Origin of the sequence: Amycolatopsis sp. NPDC049868, from assembly GCF_044461365.1 — a bacterium.
In the GTDB taxonomy this organism is placed as follows: domain Bacteria; phylum Actinomycetota; class Actinomycetes; order Mycobacteriales; family Pseudonocardiaceae; genus Amycolatopsis.
In genome coordinates this window covers 40828-57157 of sequence record NZ_JBITKV010000017.1, presented here as the reverse complement: position 1 = coordinate 57157, position 16330 = coordinate 40828, and the positions used below count along the sequence as shown (strand labels likewise).

Sequence of the window (16330 nt, the reverse complement as noted above, 5' to 3'; positions counted from 1 at the left end):
CACTCGTCCCGCATCGTCACGGTCATTCGCTGTCGGTCTCGAGCACCAGGCGGATCAAGCTGTCCGCGTCCAGCTCGTCGATGTCGCCCGCGTCCTCTTCAGCCACCGAATCCTCGACGCCGGCCAGCCGCAGCAGCCCCTCCATGAGCCCCGCTTCGCGGAACCTCGCCAGCGGAACGGCGGCGAGCGCGGCGCGGAGCTGGTCCTCGGCCGCCTGCGCGCCGTCGGGCGCTTCGAGGTCCGGCACCAGCTTGTCCCGGAGCAGACCGGCCAGCTCGACCGCGTTCGGGTAGTCGAAGACCAGCGTGGCGGGCAGCCGCAGTCCGGTCGCGGTGTTCAGCCGATTCCGCAGTTCGACCGCGGTCAACGAGTCGAAGCCCAGGTCGGTGAACGCCCGGTTCGCGTCGATCGCCTCCGAAGACCCGTGCCCGAGCACGGCCGCCACATGGGTGCGCACCAGGTCGACCAGTGCGCGGTCACGGTCCTGTTCGGACAGTCCGGCCAGCCGCTGCCGCAACGAATCGGCGCCACCGGCGCCGATGGACACCGCCGCCCGCCGAGCCGGGCCGCCGGTGACCAGCGCGCGCCACAGCGGCGGCACGTCCTCGGCGGTCCGGACCTTCGCGCGCATGCCCGCGACGTCGAGCCGGGCGGGCACGAGCACGGATTCGTCCCGCGCCAGCGCACGGTCGAACAGCTCAAGGCCGTCCTGGGCGCTCAGCGCCCCGATCCCGCCGCGGTTGATGCGGGAGCGCTCGCTGTCGCTGAGCTGTCCGGTCAACGCGCTCGCTTCGGCCCACAAGCCCCACGCGAGCGACGTGCCCGGCAGTCCCGCCGCGCGCCGATCCGCCGCGAGACCGTCCAAAAAGGAGTTCGCCGCGACGTAGTTGCCCTGCCCGGCGGCACCGAAGGTGGAAGCCGCCGAGGAGAACAGGACGAACTCGTCCAGCTCGCGGTCCTTGGTCAGCTCGTGCAGGTTCCACGCACCGTCGACCTTGGGCCGCATCACCGCCGACACGCGCTCGGACGTCAGCGAGGCGATTGTCGCGTCGTCCAGCACACCGGCCGTGTGCACCACGGTCTTCAGCAACGGCACCCGGCGCACCACGGTGGCGAGATCCTCGCGCTCCGCCGCATCGCAGGCGACAACGCGCACTGACGCACCCGAGGTGGCCAGCTCCGCGGCCAGCGTCGCGACGTCCGGCGCGCCCGGGCCGGAACGGCCGGTCAGCACCAACTCGTCCGCACGCCCGGTCGACGCCAGATGCCGGGCGACCAGACCACCCAACGTCCCGGTGCCGCCGGTGATCAGCGCCGAGCGGGAAGCCGACACCGCCGCGGCCGGAATGGTGAAGACCATCTTGCCCGTGTGCTTGGCCTGCGACATGAACCGGAACGCGTCCCGCGCCCGCCGCACGTCCCACACCCGCACCGGCGACTTCGCCAGCACCCCGGACGCCATCAGTTCGACGATCTGGACCAGCATGTCGTGCAGTCCGTCCGGCCCGGCCTCCGCCAGGGTGAACGGCCGGTAAACCACTCCGGCGGGAATGGTCTCCGGGTCCCGCAGGTCGGTGCGGCCCATCTCCACGAACGAACCACCCTCAGGCAACAGCCGCAGCGACGCGTCCACCAACTCACCCGCCAACGAGTTCACCACGATGTCCACACCACGACCATCCGTCGCGACAAGGAAATCACGCTCGAACTCAACACCACGCGAGGTCGAAATATGGTCCGCATCCAGACCCAGACCGGCCAACACACCGTGCTTCGCCGGACTGGCAGTAGCGAAAACCTCCAACCCCAGATGCCGCGCGATACGCACCGCCGCCATCCCCACGCCGCCCGCGGCCGCGTGCACCAGCACCCGCTGCCCGGACCGCGCGCCCGCCAACTCCACCAGCGCGTACCAGGCGGTCAGGAAGGCCGACGGGACAGCACCGGCCTCGACGTCCGTCCAGCCTTCGGGGATGGGCACGAGCTGCCGCGCGTCGGCGATCACCTCCGGACCGAACCCACCGGACACGATGCCCAGCACCCGGTCACCCACCGCGAAACCGGTCACCCCGGACCCGACCTCCAAGACCCGGCCCGCGACCTCACCGCCCACCACCCCACCGCCGGGATACATCCCCAACGCGATCAACACGTCCCGGAAGTTCAAGCCCGCGACCCGCACGCCCACCCGGACCTGGCCCGGCTCCAGCACCGCGTCGGCGAGCGAGACCGGCGCGAGGCCCTCCAGCGAGCCGCCCGTGTCCGGTTCCAGCCGCCACAAGCCCTCCGGCAGCACGAGATCGCCGGACGGACGGGTCAGCCGCCGCCCCAACGCGACACCACCGCGAACGGCCACCTCCGGCTCACCACTGTCCACTGCGGACGGCAACGCGGCGAGGTCCTTGCCCTCGGCGAAGTCGGCCAGGACGACCTGGTCCGGGTTCTCCGACTGCGCGGAGCGCACCAGACCCCAGACCGCCGCGGACGCCAGGTCCGCCACCGGTTCGCCGGGGGCGGTCGCCAGACCGCGCCGGGTCAGGACCACCAGCCGCGCCGTCTCGAAGCGGTCGTCGGCCAGCCAGTGCTGAATCAGTTCCAGCGTCTCGGTGGTGGCGCACCGCGCGGCCTCGGCCGTGTCGGTCTCGTCGGCGCCACCGGCGCAGACCACCACCACGCTCGGCACCGTGCCGGACTCGGCCAGCGCCGTGAGGTCCGCGAAGGATGTCACCGGCAGCGCGTCCGCGACTCCGAAGCGATCAGTGCCAACGAGGGCCCAGTCGCCGGTCTTCGCGGCGGTTTCCGCGATCGGCTGCCATTGCACGGTGAACAGCGAGTCAGGCTGTGTCGCACCGGCCGCGCGGACCTGATCCAGCGAAACCGCACGAGTGACCAGCGAGTCCACCGAGATCACGGTGGCCCCGGCGGTGTCGGCGGCCAGCACGGTGAGAGCACCGGCGTCGTCCCGACGCAGCCGGGCGCGCAGCACGGACGCACCGCCGGCCCGCAGCCGGACGCCGTTCCACGCGAACGGCAGCCGCGCCTCGCCCGGCTCGGCCGTGCCGAGCAGTGCGCTGGCGTGCAGCACCCCGTCGAGCAGCGCCGGGTGCAGGCCGAACGCGTCCGCTTCCTCCGCGGTGTCCCCGGAAAGCCGGACTTCGGCGTAGATCTCGTCGTCGAGCCGCCAAGCCGCGCGGAGAGTCTGGAACGCCGGGCCGTAGCCGTAAGCGCCTTCGGCGGTGTACATCCCGTCGATGACGATCGCTTCCGCGCCTTGCGGGGGCCACACCGAGAGTTCGTCCGCGACCGGCGAGGCCGCGACCGGGGCCAGCACCCCGGTGGCGTGCTGGGTCCATTCTTCACCGGTTACGTCCCGGCGGGAGAACACCTCCACCGTGCGGCGACCGTCGTCGGTGGCGTCGGTGAGAACCACCTGGACCTGTACGCCGCCCTCGGCCGGGATCACCAACGGCGCCTGCAAGGTCAGTTCTTCCAGCAGACCGCAGCCCACCTGGTCGCCCGCCAGCACCGCCAGCTCGACAAACCCGGTGCCGGGCAACAGGATCACGCCACCCACCACATGGTCGGCCAGCCACGGATGCGTACGCACCGACAACCGGCCGGTGCAGAGGACACCCGCGCCGCCGGCCAATTCGACCGCCGCGCCGAGCAACGGGTGGTCCACCGCGCCCAAGCCAAGGGACACCGCGTCCCCGCCACGGCCGGTCGCGGGCTTCGGCCAGTAACGCTCACGTTCGAACGCATAGGTCGGAAGCTCGACCCGGTTCCCCGACGGCAGCACCGCCGCCCAGTCCACCGGCGCACCCTGCACGAAAGCTTCCGCTAACGAGGTCAGCAACCGCGCCGCACCGCCGTCGTCCCGGCGGAGCGTGCCGCACACGGCAGCGGCGTCCTCGACGGTGTCGGTGATCGCGCCGAACAGGACCGGATGCGGAGTCACCTCGATGAACATCTGGTGGCCCTGTCCGGAAAGCGTGGCGATCGCGCGTTCGAAGTGGACAGTCGAGCGCAAGCTCTCGTACCAGTACCCGGCGTCCAGCTCCTCGCCCGTCAAAGTCTCCCCGGACATCGCCGACACCATCGGCACCCGACCCCGCCGCGGCGAAACACCCGCCAACACCGCACGGATCTCCGCTTCCAGCCGCTCCACCTGCGCACAATGCGACGCGTAATCCACCGCCACCATCCGCGCCCGAATACCCTCGGCATCCAACTCGGACTTCAGCTCAGCCAACGCCCCCGGCTCACCCGAAACCACCACCGCGGCCGGACCATTCACCGCAGCCAGAGCCAGCTTCTCGCCCCACTTGGCGATCCGCTCCTCCGCCGCATCGGCCGCCGTGCCCACCGACAGCATGCCGCCCAAGCCCGCCAGCGCCTTAAGAGACTTCGAGCGCAGCGCAACGACCTTCGCACCGTCCGCAAGGGACAACATGCCCGCAACAGTCGCCGCCGCGATCTCGCCCTGCGAATGCCCGACCACCGCGTCCGGAGCGACGCCGGCCGCCTCCCAGACCGCAGCCAGAGACACCATCACCGCCCACAACGCAGGCTGCACGACGTCCGCCGACTCCAGCTCGCCTTCGAGCACCTCGGACAGCTTCCAGTCCACAAAAGACTCAAGAGCACGCTCGCACTGCGCCAGCCGCGCCGCGAACACCGCACTCGACCGCGCCAGCTCACGCCCCATCCCGAGCCACTGCGAACCCTGGCCCGCGAACACGAACACCGGACGCACCCCGGCCCGCGCCGACCCGGCAACCACCGAGCCCGACGGCGTCCCGGCGACCAGATCTCGCAACCCAGCGGGAAAATCGCCGGTGACCACGGCTCGGTGCTCGAACACCGACCGCGTCGTCGCCAACGACCAGGCCACGTCCGCCGGTGACAGCTCCGGCCGGTCGAGCACCCAGTCGTGCAGCCGCTCCGCCTGGCCCGCGAGGCCCTCGACGGTCCGGCCGGACAGCACCCACGCCCCAGCCTCACCAGCACTGAGCACCGGCTCGCGCTCCTCGACCTCCGCGGGTGCCTCGGCGGGCGCTTCCTCCAGGATGACGTGCGCGTTGGTGCCGCTCAGACCGAACGACGACACCCCGGCGCGCCGCGGATGCCCGTTGGCGGGCCACGGCGTGCTCTCGGTCAGCAATTCGACCTGACCGGCCGTCCAGTCCACCTGAGAAGACGGCACCTCGGCGTGCAGGGTGCGCGGCAACTGCCGCTCCCGCAGCGCCAGCACCATCTTGATCACGCCAGCCACGCCGGCCGCCGCCTGCGTGTGCCCGATGTTCGACTTCACCGAACCCAGCCACAGTGGACGGTCCCGGTCCCGGCCATACGTCGCCAGCAACGCCTGTGCCTCGATCGGGTCACCGAGCTTGGTGCCCGTACCGTGCGCCTCCACCACGTCCACATCGGACGCCGACAACCCGGCATTCGCCAACGCCGCGCGAATAACGCGCTGCTGCGAAGGACCGTTCGGCGCCGTCAACCCGTTCGACGCGCCGTCCTGGTTCACCGCGGAACCCCGCAGCACGGCGAGCACCTGGTGGCCCTGCCGTTGCGCGTCGGAGAGCTTCTCCAGCACGACCAGGCCCGCGCCCTCGGCGAAGCCCATGCCGTCCGCGTCGTCGGAGAAAGCCTTGCAGCGGCCGTCTTTCGCCAGTCCGCTCTGCTCGCTGAACCCGACGAACCCGGCCGGGCTGACCAGCACGGTCACGCCGCCGGCAAGCGCCATCGAGCATTCGCCGGACCGCAACGCCTGCGCCGCCAAGTGCATGGCCATCAGCGACGAAGAGCACGCCGTGTCCACGGTGACGGCCGGGCCTTCCAAGCCCAGCGAGTACGACACCCGGCCGGACAGCACGCTGGTCGCGTTGCCGGTGATCAGGTGCGCCGCGCCGTCGAAGTCCGCGTCGTAGCCGTAGCCGGACGAGTAGCCGCCCGCGAACACGCCAGTGCTGGTGCCGCGCAGGGATTCCGGGGCGATCCCGGCCCGTTCCAGCGCTTCCCAGGACAGTTCGAGCAGCATCCGCTGCTGCGGGTCCATCGCCAGCGCTTCGCGCGGGCTGATCCCGAAGAACCCGGCGTCGAAGCCGGAGATGTCCTCGACGAAACCGCCGGAGCTGACATAGGAGGACTCGTCCAGCGCGCTGAGGTCCCAGTCCCGGTCGAGCGGGAAGCCGGAGATCGCGTCGCCGCCGGAGGCCAGCAGCGCCCACAGCCCGTCCGGATCGACCACTCCGCCGGGATAACGGCAGCTCATGCCCACGATGGCGATCGGCTCGTCGGCCGCCGCCGATGCAGCGACCGGGGCGCGGGTCTGCTCGGGCAGCGCGCCGAGCAGTTCGGCCAGCAGGTAGTCGGTGACCGCGCCGGGGGTCGGGTAGTCGAACAGGAGCGTCGCGGGCAGCCGCAGGTCGGTGGCAGAGCCGAGGTCGTTGCGCAGTTCCACCGAGGTCAGCGAGTCGAAGCCCATCTCGCTGAACGCGCGGTCGGGGTCGACGGACTCGCCCGAGCCGAAGCCGAGCACCTGCGCGGCCATGCCTCGGACCAGGTCGGCCACCACACGGGTCCGCTCGGCGCCGGAGAGCCCGGTCAGCGAAGCGGCCAGATCGCCCTCGGCCGTTTCCGCGGGCGCGTCCGCGACGAGCGCGGCCAGCCGGTGGATCTCCGGCAGATCCCGCATCAGCGGGACCTGGAGCAGGCTCGCCGCCGCGTGCGGGGTGTCCAGGATGATGGACCAGTCGATGTTGGTCACCGTGAGGACGGTGTCGCCGCCCTCGAGCGCCTCGCCGAGCGCTCGCACCGCGAGCTTCGGTGCCATCATGCCTTCCCACTGGTTGCGGGCCAGCCGTTGCCGCGCCGCTTCGGAGCCCTGCGCCACCCCGGCTTCCCAGGGACCCCAGGCCACTGACAACGCGGGCAGGCCACGTCCTCGCCGGTGCTCCGCGAGCGCGTCGAGGTAGGCGTTGGCCGCGGCGTAGTTGGCCTGTCCGGGCCCGCCCGTGGTGGCCACCACCGACGAGAACAGCACGAACGCGTCCAACTCGCGGCCGGCGGTGAGTTCGTCCAGATGCGCGGCGCCACCGCCCTTGGCCGACAGCGCGGTTTCCAGGCGGGCCGGGTTCAGGCCGTCGATCACGCCGTCGTCCAGCACCGCCGCGGTGTGCACCACGGCGGAGAGGTCGTCGCCGATCCAGTCGAGGACCCCGGCGACCTCGGCGCGCACGCTCACGTCGCAGGCCAGCACGTCCACCTGGCTGCCCTGTTCGGCCAGTTCGGCGGCCCGCGCGGCGATGCCCGCCACGGCCGGACCGGACCGGCTGGTGAGCACGAGCCGGTCGCCGCCGTGTTCGCCCAGCCACCGGGCCACGTAGCCGCCGAGCGCGCCGGTGCCGCCGGTGACCAGCGCGGCGCCGCGGGTCTGCCACGTCCCCGTGCTCTTCGGGCGGGGAGCGTGGGTCAGGCGGCGGCCCAGTATCCCGGCGGGTCGCAGCACGACCTGGTTCTCGTCGCAGCCGGACAGAACCGCGACCAGTTGCGCGCCGGTCCGCTTGTCCACCGCGGCCGGCAGGTCGACCAGCCCGCCCCAGCGGTCCGGGTACTCGAGTCCGACCACCCGGCCGAAGCCCCAGATCTGGGCCTGTGCCGGACTGGCCGGGGACTCGCCCGCCCCGGCGGCGATCGCGCCGCAGGTGGCCAGCCACAGCGGGGCGTCCACGCACGCGTCGTCCAGCCCCTGCACCAATGCGGTGGTGGTGGCGAGGCCGGTCGAAACCACCGGGTGCCCGGCCAGCGGAGTCTCGTCCAGCGCGAGCAGTGACAGCACGCCGCTCACTTCGCCGGTGTCTCGCAGCACCGGTCCGAGCACCGCCGACATCGCGCCCCGGCCGGTCACCGCGGCGTCCAGCGCGATCAGCACCGGCTCGGCGCCGCGGCGGGAAAGCGCGGCCACGCACGCCCGCACCCGCTCGTCTTCGGTCTGCGCGGCGGGCACGACGACCAGCCAGCTCCCGTCGAGCCGGGCGGCGGACGGTTCGGCCACCGGCGCCCAGGTGATGCGGTAGCGCCAGGACTCGGTGGCCGAGCGGTCCCGTTCCCGCTTGCGCCACGAGGCCAGCGCGGGCAGCACCGCGTCCAGGTGGCCTTCGTCGGGCAGCGCCAGCGTGTCCGCGACCCCCGCCAGGTCGCCGCCCTCGACTGCGGCCCAGAAACGGGCTTCCTCGGCGGTTTCCGCCCCGGCGGGCGGCGTTGCGGCGGCGGAGCCGCTCAGCCAGTAACGCTCGTGTTGGAAGGCATAGGTGGGCAGATCGACGCGACTGCCCGCGGGCAGCACCGCGGTCCAGTCCACGGGGAGGCCGCCCGCGTGCGCTTCGGCCAGCGAAGCGAGCATCCGGCGCGCGCCCGCGTTTTCGCGTTCCAGGGTGCCGACAGTCAGCACCGGGCCGGTCCCGGCGTCCTCCGCGGTCTCGGTCACCGACGCGGTCAGCACCGGATGCGGCGAAACCTCCACGAAGGACAGATAACCGGCGGCGAGCAGCGCACGGGTGGCGTCCTCGAACCGCACGGTCCGGCGCAGGTTCGCGAACCAGTAGTCCGCGTCGAGTTCGGCTCCGGACACCCATTCGCCGGTGACCGTGGACATCATCGGCACCCGGCCGGTGCGGGGCACGATGCTCGCCAGGCCGGCCGCGAGCACCTCGGCCAGCGAATCCACCGCCGGGGAGTGCGCGACGAAGTCGGTCGCCGGGATCCGCCAGCGCAGCACGTGCCGCGAGGCCAGTTCCCGTTCGAATTCGGTCAGCGCCTCGGGTTCGCCGGACACCACCACGGCGGCGGGACCGTTGACCGCGGCGATGGAAAGCCGGTCGCCCCAGCGCGCCACCAGTTCGCGCACCGGTTCGGTGGGCATGACCACCGAGACCATCGAGCCTTGCGCGGACAGTCCGGTCAGCTCCCGCGACCGCACGGCGACGACCTTCGCGGCGTCCTCGACGGTCAGCATGCCCGCGACCGTCGCCGCCGCGATCTCGCCCTGCGAGTGGCCGACCACCGCGTCCGGAGCGACACCGGCCGCCTCCCAGACCGCGGCCAGCGACACCATCACCGCCCACAGCAACGGCTGCACGATCTCCGCCGATTCCAGCTCACCGGCGAGCGCCTCGGTCAGGTTCCAGTCCACACAGGACGAAAGGGCGCGCTCGCATTCGGCGAACCGGGCCGCGAAGACCGGGCTGTCGGCCAGCATTTGCCGGCCCATGCCCGCCCATTGGGTGCCCTGTCCGGCGAACACGAAGGCAGTCCGGCCACCGGCCCGGGCCACCCCGGACAACGGGCCGGGCGCCGCGCGCAGACCGGAAACCAGCTCTTCGTGGGTGTCGCCGAGCACCACGGCCCGATGCTCGAACGCCGACCGGGTGGTGGCCAGCGACCACGCCACGTCCGACGGCGGCAGCTCCGGGCGCTCGGCCAGCCAGTCGGCCAGCCGATCCGCCTGCGCCACCAGGCCTTCCGCGCTCCGCCCGGCCACCAGCAGCGCCGACGGACCGCCGGTCAGCACCGGCACCCCGGTTTCGTCCGGCTCCGGCTCGGCCCCGTCGGTCTGGGGCGCTTCTTCGACGATGACGTGCACGTTGGTGCCGCTCATGCCGAACGCCGACACCCCGGCCCGGCGCACCCGCTCCCCCGGCGTCCACGACACCGGCTCGGTCAGCAGCCGCACCTCGCCCGCCGTCCAGTCCACGTGCGGGGTCGGGTCGTCCACGTGCAGGGTCTTCGGCAGCTGCTCGTGTCCCAGCGCGAGCACCATCTTCATCACGCCGGCCACGCCCGCCGCGGCTTGCGTGTGCCCGATGTTCGACTTCACCGAGCCCAGCCACAACGGTCGTTCCCGGCCCTGTCCGTAGGTCGCCAGCAACGCCTGCGCCTCGATCGGGTCGCCCAGTGTGGTGGCCGATCCGTGCGCCTCGACGACGTCCACATCGGACTCGGAGAGCTGGGCACTGGCCAGTGCCGCGCGAATAACGCGCTGCTGCGAAGGACCGTTCGGCGCCGTCAACCCGTTCGACGCGCCGTCCTGGTTCACCGCGGAACCCCGGATCAGCGCCAGCACCGGATGCCCGTTGCGCTGGGCGTCGGAAAGCCGCTCCAGCACGAGCATGCCCGCGCCCTCGGCGAAACCGGAACCCTCCGCGGCGGCGGCGAAAGACTTGCATCGCCCGTCCACCGAGATGCCGCCTGCCTTCGCGAAGGCGCTGAACACGCCGGGCGTCGCGGTGACGGTGACGCCACCGGCGAGCGCGAGCCCGCACTCGCCGCCGCGCAACGCCTGGCTGGCCAGGTGCAGCGCGACCAGCGAGGACGAACACGCGGTGTCCATCGTGACGGCCGGGCCTTCCAGCCCGAGTGTGTAGGACAACCGGCCGGAAAGCACGCTGGTGGCGTTGCCGGTCACCAACTGCGCTTCGGCGACGCCGGAAGTTTCCAGGTCGATATCCGTCGCGTACCGGGAGCTGTAGCCGCCGACGAACGCGCCGGTCTGCGTGCCGCGCAGCGAAGCGGGGTCGATCCCGGCCCGCTCGACAGCCTCCCAGGACACCTCCAGCAGCAGCCGCTGCTGCGGGTCCATCGCCAGCGCCTCGCGCGGACTGATGCCGAAGAATCCGGCGTCGAACGCGCTGGCGTCGCGGACGAAGCCGCCTGCCTGGTCGAAGGAGCCCAGCAGCGGGTCGTTCAGCAGGTCGAGGTCCCAGCCGCGGTCCTGCGGGAACGGGCCGATGGCGTCCGCGCCCGCGGCCAGCAGCTGCCACAGCTCCTCGGGGCTGGCCGCGCCGCCGGGGAACCGGCAGGCCATGCCGACGATCGCGATCGGCTCGTCCGTTCCGGCCCGCCGCACGGTCGGGGCCGGGGGCGGCGCGACGGCGGGCAGGTCGCCGGACAGCTCGGTGCGCAGCAGTCCGGCCAGCGCGATCGGCGTGGGGTAGTCGAAGATCAGCGTGGCGGGCAGGCGCAGGCCGGTGGCCGCGTTCATCCGGTTCCGCAGTTCCACCGCGGTCAGCGAGTCGAAGCCGACGTCGGTGAACGCCCGGTTCGCGTCGATCGCTTCCACGGAGGCGTGCCCGAGCACCGCGGCGACGTGCGCGCACACCAGGTCCAGCAGGACCCGGCCGCGTTCCGCGCCGGAGACCGACGCCAGCTGCCGCCGCAGCGACTCGCCTTCGCCCGCGCCGTCCGCGACGCGCGAGACCGCGGTCCGCCGCCTGGTGGCACCGACGAGCGAACGCCAGATCGGCGGGACCTCGGTGCTGCCCGCGGCCAGCGCCCGCAGCGCGGGCATGTCCAGGTGCGCGGGCATCAGGACCGGCTCGTCGCGGCCCAGTGCCACGTCGAGGACGACGAGGCCTTCCTCGCCGCTCAACGGGATGAAGCTGCGGTCGATCCGGGACAACGACTGCTGGTCCAGGTGTCGGCCGATGCCCTCCTCGTGCGCCCACGGCCCGAGTTGCAGGGACATCCCGGCGAGCCCGGTGCCGCGCCGCCAGGCGGCGAGCGCGTCCAGGAAGGAGTTCGCGGCGACATAGCTGCCCTGCCCGGCCGCGCCGAACATGGCCGCCGCCGAGGAGTACAGCACGAACAGGTCGAGATCCATCCCGGCGGTCAGCTCGTGCAGATGCCAGGCGGCGTCCGTCTTCGGCCGCAGCACGGCGGCCAGCCGCTCCGGCGTCAGCGCGCTGATCACGCCGTCGTCCACGACACCGGCGGAATGCACGACAGAGCCGAGCGGATGCTCTTCGGGCAGCTGCGCCAGCACGGTCGCCAGCGCGGCGCGATCGGCGGCGTCGCAGGCGACAACTCGCACCCACACGCCCATTTCGGCCAGCTCGGCCACCAGCGCGGCCACGCCCGCGGCCGCGCCGGAACGGCTGAGCAGCACGACTCCCCCGGCGCGGCCGGTGGCCGCCAGATGCCGGGCGGTCAGGCCGCCCAGAGTGCCGGTGCCGCCGGTGACCAGCAGCGTGCGGGCGGCGGGATCGGCGTGGGGGCCGTCCGGCCGTTCGACCGCGGACAACCGGCCCTCCGGCCGGACCAGCCGCCTGCCATGGGCGCGGCCGTCGCGCAGCAGCAGTTCGGGTTCGTCGCCGCCCAGCGCCGCCGGAAGCAGCGCGAGCTGCTCGGCGCCCAGGTCCGCGAGCACCAGGCGATCGGGTTCTTCGGACTGCGCCGAGCGGGTCAGGCCCCATACCGCGGCGCCGGCGAGGTCGGTCACCTCGGCGCCGACCGCGCCTTGGGTGACGACGACCAGCCGCGCACCGGCCAACCGGGTCTCGGCCAGCCATTCGTGCAGCAATTCCAGGTGCGCGGCGCTGACGCGGCGCACTGTCTCCGGGATGTCAGCGCCAGTGTCTTCCGCACCGGCGCACCGCAGCACCACGCTCGGGTCGATCTCGCCGGCTTCGACGGCCGCGGCCAGTTCGGCGAGGTCCGCGTACGCCCGCACCGGCAGCCCCAGCCCGTCGAGCAGGCCGAACCGGTCGGTGCCGAGCAGCGCCCACTCCCCCGCCGGAGCGGCGGCGTCCGGCAGCGCGGCCCAGTCCTGGACGAACAGCGAGTCGGCCAGCGCGCCGTCGGCGGGCCGCAGCCGGCCGGTCGGCACGCGGCGTTTCACCAGCGAGCCCACCGAAACGACCGGGGCTCCGGTGGCGTCGGCGGCGGTCAGCGAAACCGAGCCCTGCCCGTCCAGCCGCAACCGCACCCGCAGCGTGGACGCGCCCGCGGCGTGCAGTTCGACGGAGTTCCAGGCGAACGGCATCGGCACCGTGCCGGGCTCCTCCGGCACGCCCGCCTCGGCCTCGGCGATGACCGAGGCGTGCAGCGCCGCGTCCAGCAGGACCGGGTGCAGGCCGTAGGAACCGGCCTTCTCGGCGACGTCGTCGGGAAGCACGATCTCGGCGAAGACGTCCCCGTCGCGGCGCCAGGCGGCGCGCAGCGCGTGGAACGAAGGGCCGTAAACGTCGGCAAGGTAAGTCGGGTACAGCTCTGAGACGTCGACCGGCGTGGCGTCGCGCGGCGGCCACATCAGCAGGTCCTCGTCGGCGGAACCGACCGGACCCGCGGGCGCGACCGTCCCGACCGCGTGCCGGACCCATTCCTGGCCGGGACCGGCCTGTTCGGGGCGGGAGAAGATCTCCACCGGCCGACGGCCGTCCCGGCCGGCCTCGGCCACCACGACCTGGAGCTGCACTCCCTCGCCCTCGGCGGGCACGATCAGCGGCGCCTGCAGCGTCAGCTCTTCCAGCGCGCCGCAGCCGAGCTGGTCCCCGGCGCGGACGGCCAGCTCGACGAATCCGGTGCCGGGCAACAGCATCGTGCCGTCCACCGCGTGGTCGGCCAGCCATGGCTGGGCCTTCGGCGAGAGGTGCCCGGTGCACACCAGGCCCGCGCCACCCGCCAGGTCCACGGCCGCGCCGAGCAGCGGGTGCCCGAGCACGCCGAGCCCCAGCGTCGACAGGTCGCCGTTGCCGGACTTCCCGTGGAAGCCGGACAGCACGCCCTGCGGCCAGTAACGCCGGCGCTGGAAGGCATACGTCGGCAGTTCGACGTGCGCCGCGACGGGCAGCAGTTTGGTCCAGTCCACGGACGCGCCGTGCACGAAGGCCTCGGCGAACGAAGCGACCAGCCGGTCCGCGCCGCCCTCGTCCCGGCGAAGAGTCGCGCAGACCACCCCGGCCACCGCACCGGCGCCCGCCTCGTGCGCGACCTCCTCCAGGGTGTCGTTCATCGCACCGAGCAGAACCGGGTGCGGGGACACCTCGATGAACATTTGGTGGCCCTGTCCGGAAAGCGTGGCGATCGCGCGTTCGAAGTGGACAGTCGAGCGCAGGCTCTCATACCAATACCCGGCGTCCAGTTCCTCGCCCGTCAGGGTCTCCCCGGACATCGCCGACACCATCGGCACCCGGCCACGCCGCGGCTCGATCCCCGCCAACACCGCGCGGATCTCGTCCTCCAGGCCCTCCACCTGCGCACAATGCGACGCGTAATCCACCGCCACCAACCGCGCCCGGACACCCTCGGCATCCAACCCGGACTTCAGCTCAGCCAACGCCTCAGGCTCACCCGAAACCACCACCGCAGCCGGACCATTAACCGCAGCCAGAGCCAGCTTCTCGCCCCACCTGGCGATCCGCTCCTCCACCACACCGGCCGCCGCGTTAACCGACAGCATGCCGCCCAGACCCGCCAACACCTTCAACGACTTGGAGCGCAACGCCACCACGCGCGCACCGTCCTCAAGGGACAACATCCCCGCCACAGTCGCCGCCGCGATCTCACCCTGCGAATGACCAACCACCGCCTGCGGCGAAACCCCAGCCGCCTCCCACACCGCGGCAAGAGACACCATCACCGCCCACAACACGGGCTGCACCACATCCGCCGTCGTCAGCTCTTCGGCCAGCACCTCGGACAGCTTCCAGTCCACAAAGGACTCCAACGCCCGCTCGCATTCGGCGAGCCGCGCCGCGAACACCGCACTCGACCGCGCCAGCTCACGCCCCATCCCGAGCCACTGCGAACCCTGACCGGGGAAGACGAACACCGGGCGCACGTCGTCGCGCCGCACCCCGGAGACCACCGCGCCGCTGGGGGCCTCCGCGACCAGGCTGTCCAGCCCGGCCAGCGGATCCTCGCCCAGCACCAAGGCGCGATGCTCGAACACCGACCGGGTGGTGGCCAGCGACCAGGCGATCCGGTCGGCGTCCAGTTCCGGACGGGCGGCCGCCCAGTCCCGGATCCGGGCCGCCTGCGCGGCGAGCCCTTCGGCGGACCGGCCGGTGATCAGCCAGGCGTTGGCGCCGGTGACGACCGGAGCTTCGGGCTCGGCAGCTTCGTCCGGCGTTTCCTCCGCCGGGGCTTCTTCGAGGATGAAGTGCGCGTTGGTACCACTGCCGCCGAAAGAGGAAACCCCGGCGCGGCGGATGCGCTCACCTGCGGGCCAGGCGACCGATTCGGTCAGCAGTTCCACTTCGCCGGCGGACCAGTCCACGTGCGGCGTTGGTTCGGTGACGTGCAGCGTTTTCGGCAGCTTTTCGTTGCGCAGCGCCAGGACCATCTTGATGACCCCGGCCACGCCGGCAGCGGCCTGCGTGTGCCCGATGTTCGACTTCACCGAACCCAGCCACAACGGTTTGCCGCCGCCGCGTTCCTGGCCGTAGGTGGCCAGCAGCGCCTGCGCTTCGATCGGGTCGCCGAGGGTGGTGGCGGTGCCGTGCGCCTCGACCGCGTCCACGTCGGCGGGAGTCAGCCTGGCACTGTCCAGCGCGGCGCGCACGACCCGTTGCTGCGACGGCCCGTTCGGCGCGGTCAGCCCGTTGGACGCGCCGTCCTGGTTGATCGCGGAGCCGCGGATCACCGCGAGCACGTGGTGTCCGTGGCGGCGCGCGTCGGAGAGCTTCTCCAGCACGATCATGCCGGTGCCCTCGGCCCAGCCGGTGCCGTTGGCGTCGGAGGAGAACGCGCGGCACCGCCCGTCCACCGAAAGCCCTTGCTGCTTCGAGAATTCCACGAACATGCCGGGCGTCACGAGCACGGTCACGCCGCCGGCCAGCGCCATGGTGCATTCGCCGGTGCGGATCGCCTGACAGGCCAGGTGCAGGGCCACCAGCGACGAGGAGCACGCGGTGTCGACGGTCACCGCGGGGCCTTCGAGCCCCATCAGGTAGGCGATGCGGCCGGAGAGCACGGCAGTCAGGTTGCCGGTCATCATATGGCCTTCGAGCTCGCCCGAGCCGCCCTGCAGCAGTTCCAGGCTCATCGCGTAGTTCGAGGTGAACCCGCCGACGAACACGCCGGTTTTGCTGCCCTTCAACGTGGTGACGTCGATCCGGGCGCGCTCCAGCGCTTCCCAGGACACCTCCAGCAGCAACCGCTGCTGCGGGTCCATCGCCAGCGCCTCGCGCGGGCTGATCCCGAAGAAGCCCGCGTCGAAGCCGCTCGCGTCCTTGATGAAGGCACCGGACTGGGTGTAGGACTTGCCCGCCTTTTCCGGGTCCGGGTCGTAGAAGTCGCCGAGGTCCCAGCCGCGGTCTTCGGGGAACGGGCCGACCGCGTCGCGTCCGTCGGAGAGCAGCTCCCAGAAGTCCTCCGGGGTTTCCACCCCGCCCGGATACCGGCACGCCATGCCGACGATGGCGATCGGCTCGTCCTCGCCCGCCTCCAGCCTGTGCAGCCGCTTGCGGGTCTCCTGGAGTTCGGCCGCCGTCTTCTTGAGGTAGTCGAAGAGCTTCTCTTGGTTAACCACTCTGGCCCCTTAGCA

At 72.3% G+C, this 16330-nt stretch carries 1 protein-coding gene; it reads right to left on the bottom strand.

Annotation, left to right across the window (positions count from 1 at the left end):
• Positions 1 to 22: 22 nt before the first annotated feature.
• Entirely contained in the window at positions 23 to 16315 is a 16293-nt protein-coding gene (locus ACIBTM_RS41135) for a type I polyketide synthase (protein WP_395882550.1), read from the bottom strand.
• Positions 16316 to 16330: the final 15 nt, after the last annotated feature.